Origin of the sequence: Flavobacterium sp. FlaQc-52 (genome assembly GCF_044007495.1) — a bacterium.
In the GTDB taxonomy this organism is placed as follows: Bacteria; Bacteroidota; Bacteroidia; order Flavobacteriales; family Flavobacteriaceae; genus Flavobacterium; species Flavobacterium cupriresistens.
Genome location: NZ_JBIPCV010000008.1, coordinates 228,070 through 247,294, shown reverse-complemented (window position 1 = coordinate 247,294; position 19,225 = coordinate 228,070). Strand labels below are relative to the sequence as shown.

The 19,225-nt window shown below is 35.4% G+C and carries 19 protein-coding genes and 4 tRNA genes; 17 read left to right on the top strand and 6 right to left on the bottom strand.

Annotation, left to right across the window (positions count from 1 at the left end):
- Window positions 1–201: 201 nt before the first annotated feature.
- Both ACHRV5_RS15345 and ACHRV5_RS15340 read left to right on the top strand, forming a co-directional pair.
- Window positions 202–1,050, top strand: a complete 849-nt coding sequence (locus ACHRV5_RS15345; RefSeq protein ID WP_395427339.1) for a transketolase — start codon at window positions 202–204, stop codon at window positions 1,048–1,050.
- A gap of 92 nt (window positions 1,051–1,142) precedes the next feature.
- Window positions 1,143–2,096: a transketolase family protein gene (locus ACHRV5_RS15340; protein WP_047773835.1), complete on the top strand. Its 954-nt coding sequence runs from the start codon at window positions 1,143–1,145 to the stop codon at window positions 2,094–2,096.
- Window positions 2,097–2,168: 72 nt separating this feature from the next.
- On the opposite strand, the gene ACHRV5_RS15335 is transcribed toward ACHRV5_RS15340, so the two are convergent.
- Window positions 2,169–3,284, bottom strand: a complete 1,116-nt coding sequence (locus ACHRV5_RS15335) for an FKBP-type peptidyl-prolyl cis-trans isomerase (protein WP_047773837.1) — start codon at window positions 3,282–3,284, stop codon at window positions 2,169–2,171.
- Window positions 3,285–3,363: 79 nt separating this feature from the next.
- On the opposite strand from ACHRV5_RS15335, the gene ACHRV5_RS15330 reads away from it, so the two are divergent.
- The gene (locus ACHRV5_RS15330; RefSeq protein ID WP_395427338.1) at window positions 3,364–3,753 is read left to right on the top strand and encodes an RNA-binding S4 domain-containing protein; all 390 of its coding nucleotides are present in this window, start codon (window positions 3,364–3,366) and stop codon (window positions 3,751–3,753) included.
- A 244-nt stretch (window positions 3,754–3,997) separates the two neighbouring features.
- A complete protein-coding gene (locus ACHRV5_RS15325) occupies window positions 3,998–4,498 on the top strand; it encodes a phosphoribosyltransferase family protein (RefSeq protein ID WP_395427337.1) in 501 nt (166 codons plus the stop codon).
- Here the strand turns inward: ACHRV5_RS15325 and ACHRV5_RS15320 are convergent.
- A complete protein-coding gene (locus ACHRV5_RS15320; RefSeq protein WP_395427336.1) occupies window positions 4,490–5,008 on the bottom strand; it encodes a shikimate kinase in 519 nt (172 codons plus the stop codon). The two genes, ACHRV5_RS15325 and ACHRV5_RS15320, sit on opposite strands and share 9 nt — an antisense overlap.
- Before the next feature lie 126 nt (window positions 5,009–5,134).
- Between ACHRV5_RS15320 and ACHRV5_RS15315 the strand changes: the two genes are divergently transcribed.
- The 12 genes from ACHRV5_RS15315 (at window position 5,135) to ACHRV5_RS15260 (ending at window position 14,326) form a co-directional block, all read left to right on the top strand.
- Window positions 5,135–5,207: transfer RNA gene (locus ACHRV5_RS15315), tRNA-Lys, on the top strand.
- A gap of 40 nt (window positions 5,208–5,247) precedes the next feature.
- A tRNA-Lys gene (locus ACHRV5_RS15310) sits at window positions 5,248–5,320 on the top strand.
- 38 nt (window positions 5,321–5,358) lie between these two features.
- Window positions 5,359–5,441, top strand: a tRNA-Leu gene (locus ACHRV5_RS15305).
- A 799-nt stretch (window positions 5,442–6,240) separates the two neighbouring features.
- A tRNA-Lys gene (locus ACHRV5_RS15300) sits at window positions 6,241–6,313 on the top strand.
- Between the two features lie 692 nt (window positions 6,314–7,005).
- A complete protein-coding gene (locus ACHRV5_RS15295) occupies window positions 7,006–7,506 on the top strand; it encodes a tetratricopeptide repeat protein (protein ID WP_240478063.1) in 501 nt (166 codons plus the stop codon).
- Window positions 7,507–7,637: 131 nt separating this feature from the next.
- Complete coding sequence (locus ACHRV5_RS15290) at window positions 7,638–8,600, top strand: ion channel (protein WP_230003033.1); 963 nt, start codon at window positions 7,638–7,640, stop codon at window positions 8,598–8,600.
- Window positions 8,601–8,672: 72 nt separating this feature from the next.
- Window positions 8,673–9,572 carry a MerR family transcriptional regulator gene (locus ACHRV5_RS15285; RefSeq protein WP_047773849.1) on the top strand — a complete coding sequence of 300 codons (900 nt, stop codon included), beginning with the start codon at window positions 8,673–8,675 and terminating at the stop codon, window positions 9,570–9,572.
- A gap of 36 nt (window positions 9,573–9,608) precedes the next feature.
- A complete protein-coding gene (locus tag ACHRV5_RS15280; protein ID WP_395427335.1) occupies window positions 9,609–11,075 on the top strand; it encodes a phytoene desaturase family protein in 1,467 nt (488 codons plus the stop codon).
- 3 nt (window positions 11,076–11,078) lie between these two features.
- Window positions 11,079–11,918, top strand: coding sequence for a phytoene/squalene synthase family protein (locus ACHRV5_RS15275; protein ID WP_395427334.1), 840 nt, complete (start codon window positions 11,079–11,081; stop codon window positions 11,916–11,918).
- 64 nt (window positions 11,919–11,982) lie between these two features.
- Window positions 11,983–12,423 carry a sterol desaturase family protein gene (locus ACHRV5_RS15270; protein ID WP_230003036.1) on the top strand — a complete coding sequence of 147 codons (441 nt, stop codon included), beginning with the start codon at window positions 11,983–11,985 and terminating at the stop codon, window positions 12,421–12,423.
- A gap of 146 nt (window positions 12,424–12,569) precedes the next feature.
- The gene (locus ACHRV5_RS15265; RefSeq protein WP_230003037.1) at window positions 12,570–13,037 is read left to right on the top strand and encodes an SRPBCC family protein; all 468 of its coding nucleotides are present in this window, start codon (window positions 12,570–12,572) and stop codon (window positions 13,035–13,037) included.
- Window positions 13,034–14,326 (top strand): cryptochrome/photolyase family protein, encoded by a 1,293-nt coding sequence (locus ACHRV5_RS15260; RefSeq protein WP_395427333.1) that lies wholly within the window; start codon window positions 13,034–13,036, stop codon window positions 14,324–14,326. Before ACHRV5_RS15265 ends, ACHRV5_RS15260 begins: the two co-directional genes overlap by 4 nt.
- A gap of 463 nt (window positions 14,327–14,789) precedes the next feature.
- On the opposite strand, the gene ACHRV5_RS15255 is transcribed toward ACHRV5_RS15260, so the two are convergent.
- Both ACHRV5_RS15255 and ACHRV5_RS15250 read right to left on the bottom strand, forming a co-directional pair.
- Complete coding sequence (locus ACHRV5_RS15255; RefSeq protein ID WP_395427332.1) at window positions 14,790–16,094, bottom strand: ABC1 kinase family protein; 1,305 nt, start codon at window positions 16,092–16,094, stop codon at window positions 14,790–14,792.
- On the bottom strand, window positions 16,094–16,753 hold the full coding sequence (locus ACHRV5_RS15250) for a TetR family transcriptional regulator C-terminal domain-containing protein (protein WP_395427331.1): 660 nt from the start codon (window positions 16,751–16,753) through the stop codon (window positions 16,094–16,096). The genes ACHRV5_RS15255 and ACHRV5_RS15250 overlap by 1 nt, the downstream gene beginning before the upstream one ends.
- An 84-nt stretch (window positions 16,754–16,837) precedes the next feature.
- Here ACHRV5_RS15250 and ACHRV5_RS15245 point away from each other — a divergent pair, with 84 nt between their 5' ends.
- Window positions 16,838–17,761, top strand: a complete 924-nt coding sequence (locus tag ACHRV5_RS15245; protein ID WP_395427330.1) for a TIGR01777 family oxidoreductase — start codon at window positions 16,838–16,840, stop codon at window positions 17,759–17,761.
- A gap of 6 nt (window positions 17,762–17,767) precedes the next feature.
- On the opposite strand, the gene ACHRV5_RS15240 is transcribed toward ACHRV5_RS15245, so the two are convergent.
- The gene (locus ACHRV5_RS15240; protein WP_230003041.1) at window positions 17,768–18,307 is read right to left on the bottom strand and encodes a YceI family protein; all 540 of its coding nucleotides are present in this window, start codon (window positions 18,305–18,307) and stop codon (window positions 17,768–17,770) included.
- 236 nt (window positions 18,308–18,543) lie between these two features.
- Window positions 18,544–18,996 (bottom strand): hypothetical protein, encoded by a 453-nt coding sequence (locus ACHRV5_RS15235; RefSeq protein ID WP_395427329.1) that lies wholly within the window; start codon window positions 18,994–18,996, stop codon window positions 18,544–18,546.
- Window positions 18,997–19,225 lie beyond the last annotated feature (229 nt).

Sequence of the window (19,225 nt, the reverse complement as noted above, 5' to 3'; positions counted from 1 at the left end):
CTTTTTCGGGAATCAAACTTCTTGACTTTAACTACTTCTAAAGAAAACTTTTAACTTCTGATTGGTTTAAATCTTCGTATTGGAGAACTACGAAACTTTATAACTCAACATCTCGATATATATAACACATTTCCTTAAAAATGATTTGTCTCCCCGCAAAATAACAATTACTTTTGCAACAGTTTAACTTTTACATATAAAATGAAGCCTAACACACAACAATTAAGCGATTTAACTATCCAAGTAAGAAGAGATATTCTTCGTATGGTACATGCTGTCAACTCTGGTCATCCAGGCGGATCACTAGGTTGTACTGAATTTTTGGTTACTTTATACCAAAATATTATGGACCGTAAAGAAGGTTTTGATATGGACGGAATTGGAGAAGATCTTTTCTTCCTTTCAAACGGGCATATTTCTCCAGTTTTTTATAGCGTTTTAGCCCGTAGTGGTTATTTCCCTGTTTCGGAATTGGCTACGTTTAGACTTTTAAATTCTCGCTTACAAGGACATCCTACGACACACGAAGGATTACCTGGTGTTCGTATCGCTTCCGGTTCATTAGGACAAGGTTTATCTGTAGCTCTTGGAGCAGCTCAGGCTAAAAAATTAAATGGCGACAATCATATCATTTACAGCCTACACGGTGATGGTGAATTACAAGAGGGTCAAAACTGGGAAGCTATCATGTATGCTTCTGCTAAAAAAGTAGACAACGTTATTGCTACTATTGACCTTAACGGAAAACAAATTGACGGAACAACAGATGAAGTTCTGGCAATGGGAAGTATCCGCGCTAAATTTGAAGCTTTTGACTGGGACGTTCTTGACATCAAAGAAGGAAACAATATCGACGCTATCCTTGCCGGTTTAAATGATGCAAAATCAAGAACAGGAAAAGGAAAACCGGTTTGTATTTTGTTACACACTGAAATGGGTAACGGAGTTGACTTTATGATGCACACGCACGCTTGGCACGGAAAAGCACCAAACAATGATCAATTGGCAAGTGCTCTAGCTCAAAATACATCAACTTTAGCAGACTATTAAAAAGTGTTCAGTCTCAGTAATTAGTTTTCAGTTAAAAAAAACTCAGAAACTTAGTCACTGAATTCTTAGAACCTCAAAATGAAAAAACAGAAATGAAAAAATATACAAATACAGGAAGTAAAGATACTCGTTCGGGTTTTGGAGCGGGAATGACAGAATTAGGTCAGAAAAACGAAAATGTTGTGGCATTATGTGCCGATTTAATTGGATCATTAAAATTTGATGATTTCAAGAAAAATCACCCGGAGCGTTTTTTCCAAATTGGTATCGCAGAAGCGAATATGATTGGAATCGCAGCTGGTTTAACCATTGGAGGGAAAATTCCATTCACAGGAACTTTCGCCAATTTCTCAACAGGAAGAGTTTACGATCAAATTCGTCAATCTGTTGCTTATTCTGATAAAAATGTAAAAATCTGTGCTTCTCACGCTGGTTTAACACTTGGTGAAGATGGAGCAACACACCAAATCCTTGAAGATATCGGTTTAATGAAAATGTTACCGGGAATGACTGTAATTAACACTTGTGATTACAATCAGACTAAAGCTGCCACTCTTGCATTAGCAGACCACCATGGTCCCGCTTATTTACGTTTTGGACGTCCTGTAGTAGCTAACTTTACTCCTGCTGACGAGCCTTTCGTAATTGGAAAAGCTATTCTATTAAACGAAGGTTCTGATGTTACTATTGTAGCTACCGGACACTTAGTTTGGGAAGCTCTTATCGCTGCTGAAGCTTTAGAAGCAAAAGGAATTTCTGCTGAAGTAATCAACATTCACACTATTAAACCACTTGACGAAGAAGCTATTCTAAAATCATTGGCCAAAACAAAATGTGTGGTAACAGCAGAAGAGCACAACATTCTTGGAGGATTAGGAGAAAGTGTTTCCAGGGTACTTGCTTTAAACAATCCGGCTCCACAAGAATTTGTAGCTGTAAACGATAGTTTTGGTGAATCAGGAACTCCGGAACAATTGATGGAGAAATACAAACTAAACAATCAAGCGATTGTTGAAGCTGTAGAAAGAGTTATCAAAAGAAAATAATTTTAGATTTTCTTCTTTATACAAAAAAACCTCGAAAGTGATTTCGAGGTTTTTTTGTATTTAAAAACTTTATTAATTTTTGTAAGGATACGTATTATCTAAATGAATCCTTGTTCTTCCTACTGCTTTATAATCCTCATCAACAAATTTTCGTGGATTCGCAGCAGACTCTGGCTTATTAGGATCTGTAAGCGCTCCGGTTGGTTTTCTAGGAATAGCCCATAGCTCCGTTTCATCTACATTTGGTGTATTAGGATTATCCGCAACCGGATTAAAAGGATAATATTTACTCACCCCAGAATTAACCCCTGCAGGCTTAGTAATTTCCAGAAGCGTGGTATAACCATCCCCGTCATCATCAACGTCTATAAAATCAGCCAAACCATCATGATCTGTATCATCTAAAAGTTTTCCATCTGGAGGATTTGGATATTTTGTTGTATTTCTAAAATCATACATATAACCATCTCCATTTAAATCTTCCTCAAAATCATAAATCCCATCAAAGTCATGATCCAATCTTTGAACACCCAATAATTTAAAACTAAACACCAGACAAGAATAAGCAGGGATATCAGTCTGACCAGAACCATAGTACGCTAATCCGGAAGGCAAAAACATAACACCAGCCCCGAAATTTTCATAGGTTATAACACCACTACCATCTGTTGCCATTTTAGCAGTACCCATCCTAAACTGAGGGAAAATTTCCGGCCATCCTTCTATTACAGATGTTGTCAAATACGGCTCCAGACTAAAATCTCTAGCCAATCCATAAGAAGTATCAAAAACTTTATTGTTTAATGTATTCCCAGAGTAAGAGGCAGAAATTCTGTCATAATTACAAGGAGCAGCACCTGTACCTTTTCTTAAAGACAAATAATAAACGGTATAGTTAACATCATTACTGTAAACCACTCTATTTTGTAAAGGATATACGGTCTGATCCCAAATAGAAACTTGCGCTCCTCCTGCAGGAATTTTTTCTATTTCAATATCAAAATTAGCGCTGACGCTTTTAATATAATTGCTCTTTAAATATTTCATAATCGAATCACTGTCAGCCTTGTACTGTTCCTTGTAATCTCTTAAAGGAACCGTTTCTACATCATCGTCATCATTTTTATTACACGAAACGATAGCGATACCGGCAAGTAATAAAATAAAATAATATTTAAATTTATTCATTATTCTTATATTTTTAGGTGCGCAAGATACAATATTGATTTATTTTTGTAAAGATTTTAACTTCTATTTTAGAAAAATTATGAGAATAGATAAATACCTGTGGTGCGTACGCTATTACAAGACCCGAAATATGGTTACTGAAGCCTGTAAAAAGAACCACATCACTGTAAATGGGCAGGTTGCGAAACCATCAAAAGAGGTTTTCCCGACCGACAGGATTACCTTTAGAAAAGACCAGATCACGCAAATCATAACCGTACTTGACATACCGGAAAGTCGTGTTGGAGCAAAACTTGTTGACATCTATCGCAAAAACGAAACACCGGCCGAAGCTTATGCTCATCTGGAGTTGCTAAAACTTTCTAAAGAACACTATCGCAAAAGTGGAACCGGAAGACCCACTAAAAAGGACCGTAGAGATATTGATGAGTATGGTAATGAGATTTTTGATAATGAAGAGAAAGAGTAAAATTTCAAAAATTTGAAATTCCAAATTCCAACAATCTAATAAACTTTAGTGTTAGAGATTGTAAATTGTTTCAAAATAAAATTCCAAATTCCAACCATTCAAACAAACTCTATTACTAGGAACTATAAATTGTTTCAAAAAGAGTTCCAAGTAAACACAAATCCAAACCCCAACATTGGAATTTGGAATTTTTAAAACTTGGAATTTAATGCCCTAAATATGTATTTTAGCAAAAAAATAAATCATGAATAAGAACATCATCTTAACGAATCAGGAAATCGAACATAAAATAAAACGTATCGCTTATCAAATTTACGAGACTTTTGTTGACGAAGACGAAGTTGTGATAGCCGGAATCGCCTCTAACGGATCTGTTTTTGCTCAAAAACTGGCAGCAGCTTTAGGCAACATCTCAAATCTGAAAGTCTCTCTTTGCGAAGTTAAAGTTGACAAGCAAAATCCGCAGTCACCTATACAAACTTCTTTACCGGCCAGCGAATATGCTAACAAAGGATTAGTCCTTGTTGATGATGTCTTAAACTCAGGTACTACTTTAATATATGCAGTTCGTCATTTCTTAGACGTCCCGCTTAAGAAATTCAAAACTGCAGTACTTGTAGACCGAAATCATAAAAAATACCCCGTGAAAGCTGATTTCAAAGGAATCTCTCTTTCCACCTCTTTATTAGAGCATGTTCAGGTTGTTTTCGACGAAAATGGCGGTGATTATGCTTTTTTAAGCTAGTATCCTTATAATATCCTGAACCGTTTCTTCGACTGATTTGCCATCAACCGTGACTTTATGTTGTGCCTGGTTGTAATAAAAGCTTCGGTCGAATAAATGTTTCGCAATAAACTCTCTCATTTCTTCTTCATTCATATCAGCAATCAAGGGACGCTTGCTCTTGTTATGAACTAACCTATTATATAATGTCTCTATGGAGGCTTTTAAATAAATTGAAGTAACACCATCGTTCTTCAATAATTCATGGTTATTTGCATAACATGGCGTTCCTCCACCCAAACCAATTATACTATTTTCTGAAGATTGAAGCAATTCGACAAAAATTTCGTGCTCTAATTTTCTAAAATAGATCTCTCCATGTTGTTCAAAAATTTCATTTATTGATAAATTGACTCTATTTTCGATACATTTATCCAAATCCAAAAACGGAATATTTGTAATTTTTGACAAATTTTGGGCAATTGTTGACTTTCCGCACCCCATATAACCTAATAACACAATTTTTTTCATACTAATAAAACCTTATAAACTAAGACGTTGAGAATTTTTCTTAAAAAAAGACAAATTTATAATAAAAATGCTTGGAAACTTCGAAAATAACTCCTTATATTTGCACCCGCATTCAAGGAATTAAATGACTCGATAGCTCAGTTGGTAGAGCACATCACTTTTAATGATGGGGTCCTGGGTTCGAGCCCCAGTCGGGTCACAAATTTTGTGATTAACAAATTAAATTCCTTGAAAGCAATGACTCGATAGCTCAGTTGGTAGAGCACATCACTTTTAATGATGGGGTCCTGGGTTCGAGCCCCAGTCGGGTCACAAAGGTCGAGTAATTCAATTACTTGACCTTTTTTTTTGGCCACGTGGAGAAACGGTAGACTTGCCATCTTGAGGGGGTGGTGCTCGTAAGGGCGTGTGGGTTCAAATCCCACCGTGGTCACTTTATTAAATTAGAAAAAGCTAAACACCAGAATATTGTTGGTGTTTAGCTTTTTTTTGTACTATTAAAAAACGAATAAGATGTAAAAGTTGTGTCGAGATGAAAAATCTCGCAAAGCCGCGAAGTCACAAAGTTTAAAAAAAGGCCAGACGCTCGTAATTCCTTTTCGACAGAAAACAACATTATACTCCAAAATTATTTCCCTTCGCTTTTGCGAATTTAAAGCTGACAGGTTTTTGAAACCTGTCAGCTTTGGCTTCACTACCGTTTTTAACTGTAAGGGATGCAAAGGAAAAACCAAAGATAATTTTACATCTCTTATGTAATATGATTCCTTACTCCCCAAATACAACTCCACGCTTATCGTTTTTAAACCATATAAGTAATATAAGCTCATTAAAGTCTCAGCGATTAAAATGATATGAACTTATATCACTTATATGGTTTAATCTTTTTATTCCTTTTAAAGCATGTCTTCATTTTAAAGCTAAATGATTTCAGAAAATAAGTTCTGAACTGATCTCTGGAATTTCATTTTTAAACTCTAAGATTGAAATCTTCGCTCATAAACTCCCGAGCTTACAAAGCTAATTCCCCTAAACCCCATCAAACAATAAGAATTGAACTACATCTGGACCTATCTTAAAATAAAAAAGCAAAAAAAATAAACCCCCAAACCACACGTTTTCAGAAAAATAAAAAAAGATATAAAATAATATCAAATTAAGTACCAGCAAACACTTGGAAACTTCAATAAAAAGTCCTTATATTTGCACCCGCGTTCAGAAAGCAAATGAATGACTCGATAGCTCAGTTGGTAGAGCACATCACTTTTAATGATGGGGTCCTGGGTTCGAGCCCCAGTCGGGTCACAAAAGGTCAAGTAATTTATTTTACTTGACCTTTTTTTATTTCTGGCATTTTGGAGAGACACTCTTACTATTAAAATCCCAAACCATATAAGAACAACTTTGCGACGACAAGAATCAAGTTCAAAAGTTGTGGAATAATTTTTAGAAATTTCCTTTTGTTAGAAATAGCAGATCTTATACTTTTTTACCACAGCTTTTCAAGTCTCTAATTTCCCAACTTCTCGCTTTGATGATCTCGCAAAGACGCCAAGCCGCCAAGTTTTTTTTCTGCTTTTTCATTAAAACTTTGCGATTTTGCGTCTTTGCGAGATTTTTACTTCCCCACAACTTTTGGATTTGATCTTTTTTCGGCAAGTAGTCTAAAATGAACTTATATCACTTATATGATTTAAATACACTTTTACGGCTACATCAATACTATATAGTAAACTTTCACAACAAATACTGCCCAAGCTTGCCCATAAGTCTAACTCTTTATACTCGCAAATACCATTTTAGAAATCAAAACATAAAAAACACCACTCTAAAACAAACGGCAAAGAAACAGAACAGACTGTAAAACAGATCACACAAACTACACGCACAAAAAATTTTCATTTGCTAACCATAATTTTACAAAAGCACTTCTGTTAGAAATAAATCTTTCCTAAATTCGTTCCTAATTAATTAACCTACTAATCCCAAATTAGTTTATGAAACATTTATTTTTTCTATCATTTATGATGATTACGTTTTCGAGTTTTGCACAATCTGCAACCGGTTATTTTGACAAAGCCCTAAAGAAAGCAGAAACCGGAAACACAAAAGGTGCCATTGCAGATTACACCAAAGCAATTAGTATGAACTCCAAATTTGTTGAAGCTTACCAAAACAGAGGTGTTGCGAAACTAAAGTTGAATGACTTAAAAGGAGCTTCAGCCGATTTCAGTAAAACAATTGATTTAGACAGCATGAATGCAGATGCCTTTACAGGCAGAGCCAATGTAAATTACAAATTACAAAATTATCAAGGCACTATAGAGGACTGTACAGCTTCTCTTGGTTTAAACCCTAAAGATTATATTGCTTACAACCTAAGAGGTTTGGCTTATAATAAAATTGGAGATAAAAAGAACTGCTGCAAAGATTTCTCAAAAGCGATTGAGCTAGGCAGCCAAAGCGCTATAAAAAACAAAGCTACTTTTTGTAAATAGTATCTAACAGCACTCTAACAATACACTAAGCAATCTGTGGTCATCAAGTACCGCAGATTGCTTTTTCATTTTACAGGGCTCTTAATTTCATCTAAAAGTTATCCTTACATTTGTCCTCAAACAAAACAGCAATGGTACTTCTTAAAAAAATAAACAACAAAGCTAAAACAGATCAAAACTCCGGTTTTGGAACCAATGCAAACAGTTATGGCGGAAGATTCGTAAACAAAAATGGAACTGCCAATATAGAAAAAAGAGGCATGCATTTATTGCGTCGCATCAGCTGGTACCATACCATGATCGACATGCCAAACTGGAGATTCCTGTCTATTTTGTTTAGTTTTTATATCGCAATCAATTTTGTTTTCGCCGTTCTTTATTACGCAATCGGCATAGAACACCTGGACGGAATTACAACATCAGGTGGTCTTTTGGACCAATTTGGGCAAGCTTATTTTTTTAGTGCGCAAACCTTTACCACGGTAGGCTACGGACATATTAGTCCAACCGGCTTTCTAACGAGTGCCTTATCTGCAGCAGAAGCTTTAATTGGACTATTGAGTTTTGCGATTGCAACGGGTTTATTCTTTGGAAGATTCAGCAAACCGACCGCTTTTTTAAAATTTTCACATAATGCACTAATTTCACCTTACGGACAAAACAAAGCTTTAATGATCCGTCTCGTTCCTTTTAAAAACACCAATTTCACAGACGCAACAGCAAAAGTAACTTTAGGAATGAGCATTGAAGAAGATGGCAAAATGACCAACAAGTTTTATTCCTTAGCATTAGAACTAAGTCATATAAACGCACTTTCGTTAAGCTGGACACTCGTACACCCTATAACCGAAGACAGTCCGTTATATAATTTCACTGAAGACGATTTTAAGAAAATACATGGTGAAATCCTGGTCTTCATTACCACTTTTGATGATATGTTCAGCAATACCGTAGCAGCAAGCACCTCGTATACTTTTGATGAAGTTGTTTACGGCGCCAAATTCGAAACTATGTACGACAGAAGTGATGACGGCTCTAAAACCATTCTGCATTTAGACAAATTAAACCGTTTTGATCCCGTAAACCTTGCCTAAACTATCATTTTAGGATTGTTTTAAGACGGTATCTCGGATTTTATTTTATTTTTGTTTACTTAATCACCAAAAATGGTAAACAACATAAAAACTGTTTTCAGCATAAAAGACCTTGAGAACTTATCCGGAATAAAAGCACATACCATTCGTATCTGGGAAAAAAGATATAACATTCTTGAACCTATGAGAACGGACACCAATATCAGACTTTATAATCTGCAAAATCTCCAGAAACTTTTAAACATAACATTATTACACGAGTACGGTTATAAGATTTCTAAAATCGCTACTTACCCTGACGAAAAGATCCCACAACTGGTTCGTGAAATCATTTCAAAAAAGAACTCGCAGAACTTCGCCATTACCTCATTTAAAATGGCCATGATGAATTTCGATCAGGAAATATTCTTCAATACTTTTGACTGGTTGATTTCTGAAAAAACATTCAAAGAAGTCTTCAAAGAACATTTTCTTCCCTTATTAAAAGAATTAGGCTTATTATGGCAATCGGAAACCATAACTCCTGCAAATGAGCATTTCATGAGTCATTTAATCAAGCAGAAAATACTCATTTACACCGAAAGCCTTCAAATACAAAAGCCAACCAAAACCGATCGTATTTTCGTTCTTTCCTTACCCTTAAACGAAATTCACCAAATCGGATTGCTTTATCTTCAATATGAAATTCTGTCTAAAGGCTACAAAACCATCTATTTAGGAGAAAGCATGCCGGTCGAAAACCTGCAGGATCTCACAAAACATTTTGACAATATCACTTTTATATCCTTCATGACTGTTCAGCCGGATCGTAGTGTTATCAATCAATACGTAAAATCAATGGGGCAAAAATTACTTCTAAAAAACAACGAAATCTGGCTTATGGGCAAAATGGTCGAACACATTGACCAGAGAAATTTACCGGACAGAATCCGTATTTTCGATTCTATGGACGAAACAATAGAAAGAATATAAAGTTTTGTTTAAAGTTTTTGTACATTTGTTAAACAAATGAAGAAAACCATCATCATAATAGGGTCTGGCTTCTCTGCATTAGCAGCCTCTTGTTACCTTGCCCAGCAAGGGAACAGTGTTACCATTTATGAAAAAAATGAAACGATTGGTGGTAGAGCCAGACAGTTTAAAAAAGACGGTTTTACTTTTGATATGGGACCAAGTTGGTATTGGATGCCCGATGTTTTTGAACGTTTCTTTAACGATTTCAACAAAAAATCTTCCGACTATTACGAGCTTATTAAACTCAATCCGGCCTACAGGGTTTATTTTGGAGTGGAAGATTTTATAAGTATTTGCGACAACCTTGAAGCCATACAGACTACTTTTGAAACCATCGAAACCGGAAGCAGTAAAAAATTAGCCACTTTCATCAAAGAAGCAAAAAGCAATTACGACATTGCCATTAAAGATTTGGTTTACCGCCCCGGAGTTTCGCCTTTGGAATTAATCACCCCTCAGACCGCTTTAAAACTAAATCAGTTCTTCAGCACCGTCAGTCGTGATGTCAGAAAGAATTTTAAAAACGAACGTTTGATTCAAATTCTAGAATTCCCGGTTTTATTTCTTGGAGCAAAACCAACTAAAACGCCATCCTTTTATAATTTCATGAACTATGCCGATTTTGGCTTAGGAACCTGGCATCCGAAAACCGGTATGTTTGATGTTGTACGTGGAATTGAGAAATTGGCTCTTGAACTTGGAGTTACTATTAAAACCAATTCTGTTATTGAAAAAATAGTTGTAACCAATAAAATCACAACCGGAGTACTCATCGACGGAAAACATATTCAAGCCGATATTGTTTTAAGCGGTGCCGATTATCATCATACCGAGACTTTGCTTGACAAACCTCATCGTTCTTATTCTGAAGCCTATTGGGAAAGTCGAACTTTTGCTCCCTCTTCCCTGCTCTTCTTTGTGGGCTTCGACAAAAAAATAGAAAATACAACACATCACAATCTGTTTTTTGATGTCGATTTTAATCAGCATGCAATTGATATTTACGATCAGCCACAATGGCCTGAAGCTCCCTTATTCTATGCTAATTTTCCATCAAAAACAGATGAAACTGCAGCACCAAAGGGAATGGAAAGTGCATTTTTCCTGATTCCATTAGCTCCCGGAATTAAAGATACTGAAGCACTTCGAGAAGAATACTTTGAAAAAATAATCACTCGATTTGAACAGATCACGCAGCAAAAAATCAAAAATAATATTATATTTAAGAAGTCATTTTGCAAAAATGATTTTGTAGCAGATTACAATGCCTACAAAGGAAATGCTTACGGAATGGCGAATACCCTATTGCAAACCGCCTTTTTAAGACCCAAGCTGAAAAGCAAAAAAGTCAAAAATTTATTTTTCACGGGGCAATTAACTGTTCCGGGTCCAGGTGTACCGCCCGCCTTAATATCAGGAAAATTAGTAGCTGAGTTAATTCATAAATCTATTAGATCGTAAAAAATGAAATCACTATTTGACACTGTCTCTTACAGCTGCAGCAAATTGGTTACCAAAAACTACAGCACATCTTTCTCCCTCGCCGTACGCATGTTGGCGCCAAGCATTAGAGAAGCCATTTACAGCATCTATGGTTTTGTTCGTTTTGCAGATGAAATTGTCGATTCTTTTCAGGATTACAATAAAGAATATCTAATAAATGATTTTGAAAAAGAATACTACAAGGCAATGGAAATGGGCATTAGCTTAAATCCTATTTTAAATGCATTCCAGCATACGGTAAAACAATACAATATTACAGACGATCTGATTCAGGCCTTTTTAAAAAGCATGAAACTTGATCTCGTAAAATCGACTTACAACACACAAACAGAATATGAAGATTACATTTATGGTTCTGCCGATGCTGTTGGATTAATGTGTCTCAAAGTTTTTGTGGCCGGGAAAGATCAGAAATACGAACAACTCAAAGGGGAGGCCATGCGATTGGGCTCTGCTTTTCAAAAAGTAAATTTTCTACGCGATCTAAAAGAGGACAATCTGATTTTAAACCGCAATTATTTCCCCGGGATCAATTTAAATTCTTTTGATGAAAATGCAAAAAATGCCATTATCAACGAAATTGAAGAAGATTTCAAAATCGCCTATCAAGGCATCGTAAAACTACCAATTGAAGCTAAATTCGGAGTGTACACCGCCTTTATTTATTATAAAAAACTATTACAGAAACTCAAAAATACGCCTTATTACGAAATTGGAAATTCGAGAATCCGGGTTTCAAATTATGCAAAAGCCGGGCTTTTGGCGCAGTCTTTTGTAACTTATAAATTGAAACTGGTCTGATCTTATTTTTATTTTTCAGGGTTATTTTTCAGCCTTTTTACTGACAACTATACAAAAACATAAAATGATTTCTTTTTTAATTTTTCTAAGTGTTTTTCTATTTATGGAATGTGTAACGTGGCTTACGCACAAATACATTATGCACGGCTTAATGTGGTACTTTCACGCAGATCATCACCAACCCAAATACGAACATACTTTTGAACGTAATGACATCTTCTTTGTCATTTTCGCTACCCCAAGTATTGTTCTCTTTTATTTTGGTGTTGAAGGCGGGTTTAATTATTTGTTTTTTATCGCTTGCGGTATTACTCTTTATGGTGTTTGTTATTTTTTAATACACGACGTACTCATTCATCAGCGTTTTAAATGGTTTAAAAACACCAAAAACAAATACCTCATCGGACTACGAAAGGCACATAAAATGCACCACAAACATTTAGGCAAAGAAGACGGAGAGTGTTTTGGAATGTTGTTCGTTCCTTTTAAATATTATAAAATGTAATTGTTTTGATACCAGTCTCAGAATAAGTGTGTTTGTTTCTATCATTTACTTCTTTTACCACTTAAAACATCCTGCATAGATAGTTTTTGTTTGAACTCCTGACGCAGACGTTACGAATACTCAGAATTATAGTAATACTACACATTATGAAATTATACAAAATAGAAACCACGCAACATATAAATGCAAGTATAGAAGAATGTTGGGATTTCTTTTCCAGCCCAAAAAATCTTCAAACTATTACTCCAGACACTATGCGTTTTGAAATTTTAGATTTCGACAACAAACGCATGTATCCCGGTCAAATCATTACTTATACCCTGAAACCGCTTCTGGGAATTAAAATCTCATGGGCAACCGAAATTACTGTTTCAGTAGAAAATCACTATTTTGTAGACATACAACTTTCTGGTCCTTACAAATTGTGGCATCACAAACACTTTTTTGAAACCACGGAAACGGGTGTAAAAATGACCGATATTGTGCATTATGCCTTGCCATTTGGCTATTTAGGACGTATCATGAATAAACTGGTTGTAGCAAACAAACTAAAAGCCATTTTTAATTATCGCTATAGCAAAATCGAAGAGCACTTTAACACAAAAGTACAATGAAACAAAAAGTGACTATTTTCTGGTTCCGACGTGATTTACGATTAGATGATAATATGGGTTTATTCCATGCATTACATTCTTCGTTCCCGGTAGTTCCATTATTTATTTTTGACGAAGATATCCTGGAAAGCCTTCCAAAAAGTGATGCAAGGGTAAGTTTTATATACGATTCACTTCAAAAAATAAACGAAGAGCTTCAATTAACAGGATCTTCCCTTTTAATTAAAAAAGGAAAAACTACTGAAGTCTGGCAATCACTTTTAACGGAATATGATATCCAAAATGTAGCATTCAATAAGGATTACGAACCTTATGCGATACAACGGGATTTAGAGATTTGCAATTTATTACAACAAAATAATGTCGCTTTTTCATCATATAAAGATCACGTGATTTTTGAAGAGAAAGAAATCACCAAGTCAGACGGACTTCCTTACACGATTTACACTCCATACAAAAACAAATGGCTGGAGAAATACCACTTGAACGGAACTGTGACGGAATGTGACACAAAACCTTTGTTTGCTAATTTTGCTAAAAACCAATTTCAATTCCCGGAATTATCACAAATAGGCTTTGAAAAAAGCACGATAAAAGTACTTCCGCATAACTTAACCCAAATTAAAAGCTATAAAGAAACCAGAGACTTTCCGGCTCTGGACAGCACCTCGTATCTTTCTCCTCATTTGCGTTTTGGAACGGTTAGTATTCGGAAATTAGTGAACTGGGCCAACAAAACAAATCAGACTTTTTTGAGCGAATTGATTTGGCGTGAATTTTTTATTCAAATCCTCTTTAGTTTTCCTAATGTTGTCAATCATAATTTCAAATCGGCTTATGATGGCATTCAATGGCGCAATAACGAAGAAGACTTTAAACGTTGGTGTACGGGCACAACCGGATACCCTATGGTCGATGCGGGAATGCGTCAACTTAACGAAACCGGATACATGCACAATCGGGTACGTATGGTGGTGGCAAGTTTTCTATGCAAACATTTACTCATCAACTGGCAATGGGGAGAGGCCTATTTTGCCGAAAAACTATTAGATTTTGAACTGGCATCAAATGTAGGCAACTGGCAATGGGCCGCAGGAACAGGTTGTGATGCAGCACCCTATTTCAGAGTCTTCAATCCCGAAATTCAACTAAAGAAATTTGATGACAAAGGAATCTACATCCGCAAATGGATTCCCGAATTTGATTTGGGTTATAATGAACCTATGATCGATCATGGTTTTGCAAGAGATCGCGCTATTGCTACTTATAAGGCTGGGATTGTTAAGTGAAATTCCAAATTTTTTAAATTCCAAATTCCAATTTTTGTGGAGGGGTAATTTCTTGTAGATTTGGGGGATTGGGGAGTTTTTTTTGTTTCAAGTTTCAAGTTTCAGGTTTCAGGTTTTTGCTTCACGCAGATTTGGCAGATTGAGCAGATTTATTCTTGTTTTTTGTCCTTTCGACGAAGGAGAAATCACACAAGCTGCTCCGTTTCAATTTTCCGCAATATTGTCATACTGAGGAACGAAGTATCTTCATGAGATAATCCGTAAAGTGAAGTTCAACGGTATGGATTCAGCCAAACGTAGATCCTTCGTTCCTCAGTATGACAAACTGTATGGAGTTTCTGTTGTTATTATTCATGCCTTGAAATGGCAAGGTTGCGCGTGTAACATAAAAAGAAATCTGCTCAATCTCCATGAAGCAAAAACCTGAAACTTGAAACTTGAAACTTGAAACAAAAAAAACCTCCTAATACTTCAAATAATTCTCCACCGTAATTTTCGCCTTCAGATCAAACATTAAATTATACAGCCCGAAGAAAGTTCGATTCATGTAAATAAAGTGCTTAGAACCTCTGTTTCCGTTCATTTTTTTGAGATTCGTATCGTTTGTGAAACGCTCTCCCAGTTTGGCGATGCTATCGAAAAAAGTTTCATCGGCGAAATCGAACGTTTCATTTTGAAAAGGTCTGGTAAAAAGAGATAGCAAATCATGAAACATCTCCGTAAAATATTCAATTTCTGAAGGAGAATCATCCGGACGAAGAATTTCTAATTCGAATAATTTCTGATTAAAAAGCGTCTCGTCTGTAATGACATTTTTATTGATCAATTCAAAATAAGGCACATAAAACTCTTCGGGAATTTGTTTCATACATCCAAAATCAAGTGCAATCAAATGATTTTGATCGTCTACCAAAAAGTTCCCGGGATGCGGATCTGCATGTACCTTTCTTAAAACATGAATTTGATACATATAAAAATCCCAAAGTGCCTGTCCAATTGCGTCACCAACTACTTGGTCCGTATTTTTGGCGGTAAATTCAGAAAGGTGTATTCCGGTCATCCAATCCATCGTGATGATTTTCTCTGACGAAAATTCAGGATAATAGTTTGGAAAAAGTATGTTTTCGATTTTACTGCAGGCTTCTACTACTTCCTGGCTTTGTTTTAATTCCAGTAAATAATTCGTTTCTTCGATCAGTTTATCTTCTACTTCTTTAAAATACTTGTCAGAGTCTTTCCCTTGCAAATTAAACATTCTGATTGCAATGGGTTTTACCAAAGCCAAATCAGAAGAGATACTATTGGCCACTCCCGGATATTGAATTTTAACAGCGAGTTTTTTATTGTTTTTCAACGCCAAATGCACCTGACCAATACTTGCAGCATTTACAGAATTGGCATTAAACTCATCAAAGATTTCATAAGGTGTTTTTCCAAAATTCGTTTTAAATGTTTTCAGCACCAAGGGCGCAGAAAGCGGCGGTACAGAAAACTGAGACAACGAGAATTTCTCCACATAGGCCTGAGGCAGGAAATTCTTGTCCATACTCAGCATTTGCGCTACTTTCAGCGCACTACCTTTTAGACTTTTAAGTCCATCGTAAATATCTTCGGCATTATTTTCGTTTAGTTTGTCACGAGTCAGATCGGAATTCACCATTTTTTCGGCATAGTGCTTAATGTAGTTAACTCCTATTTTTGCACCGGTCTGAACCAATTTACCGGCTCTTTCTATTTTTGAGGTTGGGATATAATCGATTGTTTTCATTATCTGCTGTAAATTTTTTCTTTGAATAAAAATTTTCCAAAATCCAAAAGGTGATTCATTGGCGCTACATTCATTAACTCAAATGACGCATTAACTGATTTTTCGATAAAAATATCTGTTTTCTCAAAACCTGCAGAAGCATCACTCATCCAGAATTTCAGCGTTAACATCAATTGCAACCAAGCCGATTCCTGAATTGTTTTCTCTTGAAATTTCTGAAATCTCTCTTGTTCTAATCTATAATCATCCGTCAAAATTTCAGCAACGTATTCTTTAAAAGCTTCCCGAAGCGAAGTCAGCTGCACCAAATTTTTGATCGGATTAAGATCTGCTTTTAAGGTTTGCAAAACATAACTTCTGTTTGCCGTCAGAATTTCGAAAAAAGTAAAGTAAAAACTCAGCATTTTATTTTTCATGTCATACTCCAAATAGTCTGTGTTTTTATTTAACAAGTCTATGGTGTTCACAAAAAACAATCTAAATATTTCTTTTTCCAAACTCTCAAGTGTTCCGAAAAAGGCATAAAATTCAGCCTCAGTAAAATCTTTCCCTTTTACAAAATGAAATACGGATGCTGGTCTTTTTCCTGCTTCTAAAACATCATTCATATAGATTGAAACAATATCATCTCTGGTAATTTTTTTTTTCTTTGTTGCCATTTTATTAAATTTAGATTTTGCCTTAAAGGTAAACAATGTTTAAGTACCTTTATTTATGCGGAAACACAACACTATGTTAAATAAATGATAAATCAGATGTCTCAAAATGTACTCATTACCGGCGGAACAGGGTTTATTGGCAAATACCTGACTCAGGTGCTGCTTGCCAATAATTTTACAGTATCAATTTTAAGCCGTGCTCCAAGAAAAAGCAGTGGCTTGATTACCTATTACCAATGGAATCCCGAACGTAATTACATTGAAGAGGATGCAATTCTCAATGCCGATTACATCATTCATCTGGCCGGCGAAGGAATTGTAGAAAAAAGATGGACTGCAAAACGCAAAAAAAGCATTTTAGAAAGTCGTACAAAACCAATAACCCTCATTCATTCTCTTCTAAAAAAACATAATAAATCATTAAATGCCTTTATCTCAGCCTCCGGAATTGGAATTTACGGAGCTAATACCAGTGAACAAATTTGTACAGAAGATACTCCGGCTACCAACGACTTTTTAGGTTTAACCTGTCAGGAATGGGAGAAAACGGCAGACACCATCGGAGCATTAGGAATTCGGACGGTAAAAATCAGAACCGGAATTGTTTTTGGAAGAGCGGGAGGTTTTCTAAAAAAGATTAGTCCGGGTTTCAAAGCCGGTTTCGGAACCATTTTAGGAAGTGGTTCACAGTATTTACCCTGGATACATATAGAAGACTTATCACAAATCTACTTAAAATCAATTCTCGATACCAAAATAGAAGGCCCCTATAATGCAGTGCTTACAGACGACACTACGCAATTAAAATTTGCAAAAACACTCGCTAACTTATATGGATATTCGATATGGCTTCCAAAAATCCCTCAATCACTGCTTAAAATTGTTTTAGGTGAAATGAGCGACGCTATTTTAAAGGGCCAAAGGGTTTCTTCTGAAAAAATACAACATACAGGTTTTGAGTTTCAATTTGCAACGTTGGAGACCGCTCTTTATGACTGTTTAAAATAAAACAAATCATTTCATAATACCACTCAAATCGGTTTGCACCGTTTTTGAAATTTTATTGGCCACTATATACGGGATTTCGATATTAAAATCCGCAACCGAAATAGGGAAATTTGAAATAATCTGTATGCCGTCAGGAACTTTTTTGATCAATGCTTTAACTGCAATTGCTCTGGATTTTCCATGCAGGTACAGTTTACCTACAACATCGTATTCTTTTTCGTTTTCAGTAACCTCTTTCAAATCAAAATTTTGGATTTTGCCTTTAAAAACTGCTTTGGGGTAGCGGTGACTTTCGATATAATTTTCATTAAAATGTTCCTGCATTAAATCCATTTTAAATTGAAAATCTTTGATAACAACCGTGCAAACCAGTGTACTAGAGTGGGATTCCAACACAATGATTGCAAGCTTATTTACTGCTTTCACTTCTTCAAAAAACGGAACGGAAGCCTGAAAATTTACAACGGCCGAACTGGTTTTGAATTTATCCTGAGCGAGTATAGAAAATGCAGTAAAAAGTAAAATAAGTAAAGTAGTTTTTTTCATAATCGTTATTATTTAAACAATTATGTCATTCGATTCTTTTTAATTTAAGAGGAGAAAAAAACTGAACTTAAGTAAGTCTGAAAAAAATCAAATGGCAATACTCCGTGAAAATCTGGTAGCTGCAACCTTATACTTAAAATTACGAAATTATCTGCTATTTAGTTCTTGATTTACTGCTAAATATTTGTGAAATGTTTTACTGTTGTGAAGTGTGAAATTGTGAGATGGCTTTGAAGTTATGATCTGCCTTTAACTAATGCTTGAACGACATTGACAACAAAAACGACCTGCATGGCAATCATAGTAACGACAGTTGCGAAGATTCCCAACAACATTTTATCGTTAAAAGTCATACCTGCCGTATAAGATTCAATATCTCCGGGTTTCATTTCACGTTTGAGTTGAGAAAAAATCCAGATCAAAAGTAAACCACCTACCGAAACAATAACATGTGTGCTAATCAGCCATTTTATAAGGGGGAAATTTAATTTTATCAGAGCAAAGTAAAGGATTGCCAGGAAGGTATAAATAACAGACAACAACACCGCAAAATGCAAATAAGAAATAACATAGTAAGTATCGTGAATATTAATATCTAAAGTTTCTTCAGCATTTAAAAAACCGATTGCTAAAAAGATTACGATTAAGGCCAGAAAAATAAAATAGGGGTTCTTTTGTATGTACTCCATCAATGAGGAAAAATTATTGTAATTAATTCAAGTTACTAGTTCTCTTATCTCTAAAATGAAACAAGTTATTAGGATTGTCAAAAAAAGTCTCACACAGATTTTAGCAGAATGAAATAAAAAAAATCCGCAGAATCCGCAGAATCTGCGTGAAAAAACACCTTAACTTAATGACATTGAGTTTTAGCTGGAGGCTATTCAAATAGTAACCAATTCAAAAAGAATACTTAAC

Coding starts and splice junctions, on each gene's coding strand:
- ACHRV5_RS15260 (WP_395427333.1), top strand. CDS start 13,034: ATGAAACAAAAAGTGACTATTTTCTGGTTCCGACGTGATTTACGATTA.
- ACHRV5_RS15280 (WP_395427335.1), top strand. CDS start 9,609: ATGAAGAAAACCATCATCATAATAGGGTCTGGCTTCTCTGCATTAGCA.
- ACHRV5_RS15295 (WP_240478063.1), top strand. CDS start 7,006: ATGAAACATTTATTTTTTCTATCATTTATGATGATTACGTTTTCGAGT.
- ACHRV5_RS15255 (WP_395427332.1), bottom strand. CDS start 16,094: ATGAAAACAATCGATTATATCCCAACCTCAAAAATAGAAAGAGCCGGT.
- ACHRV5_RS15290 (WP_230003033.1), top strand. CDS start 7,638: ATGGTACTTCTTAAAAAAATAAACAACAAAGCTAAAACAGATCAAAAC.
- ACHRV5_RS15270 (WP_230003036.1), top strand. CDS start 11,983: ATGATTTCTTTTTTAATTTTTCTAAGTGTTTTTCTATTTATGGAATGT.
- ACHRV5_RS15345 (WP_395427339.1), top strand. CDS start 202: ATGAAGCCTAACACACAACAATTAAGCGATTTAACTATCCAAGTAAGA.
- ACHRV5_RS15265 (WP_230003037.1), top strand. CDS start 12,570: ATGAAATTATACAAAATAGAAACCACGCAACATATAAATGCAAGTATA.
- ACHRV5_RS15250 (WP_395427331.1), bottom strand. CDS start 16,753: ATGGCAACAAAGAAAAAAAAAATTACCAGAGATGATATTGTTTCAATC.
- ACHRV5_RS15320 (WP_395427336.1), bottom strand. CDS start 5,008: ATGAAAAAAATTGTGTTATTAGGTTATATGGGGTGCGGAAAGTCAACA.
- ACHRV5_RS15235 (WP_395427329.1), bottom strand. CDS start 18,996: ATGGAGTACATACAAAAGAACCCCTATTTTATTTTTCTGGCCTTAATC.
- ACHRV5_RS15285 (WP_047773849.1), top strand. CDS start 8,673: ATGGTAAACAACATAAAAACTGTTTTCAGCATAAAAGACCTTGAGAAC.
- ACHRV5_RS15330 (WP_395427338.1), top strand. CDS start 3,364: ATGAGAATAGATAAATACCTGTGGTGCGTACGCTATTACAAGACCCGA.
- ACHRV5_RS15240 (WP_230003041.1), bottom strand. CDS start 18,307: ATGAAAAAAACTACTTTACTTATTTTACTTTTTACTGCATTTTCTATA.
- ACHRV5_RS15245 (WP_395427330.1), top strand. CDS start 16,838: ATGATAAATCAGATGTCTCAAAATGTACTCATTACCGGCGGAACAGGG.
- ACHRV5_RS15340 (WP_047773835.1), top strand. CDS start 1,143: ATGAAAAAATATACAAATACAGGAAGTAAAGATACTCGTTCGGGTTTT.
- ACHRV5_RS15335 (WP_047773837.1), bottom strand. CDS start 3,284: ATGAATAAATTTAAATATTATTTTATTTTATTACTTGCCGGTATCGCT.
- ACHRV5_RS15325 (WP_395427337.1), top strand. CDS start 3,998: ATGAATAAGAACATCATCTTAACGAATCAGGAAATCGAACATAAAATA.
- ACHRV5_RS15275 (WP_395427334.1), top strand. CDS start 11,079: ATGAAATCACTATTTGACACTGTCTCTTACAGCTGCAGCAAATTGGTT.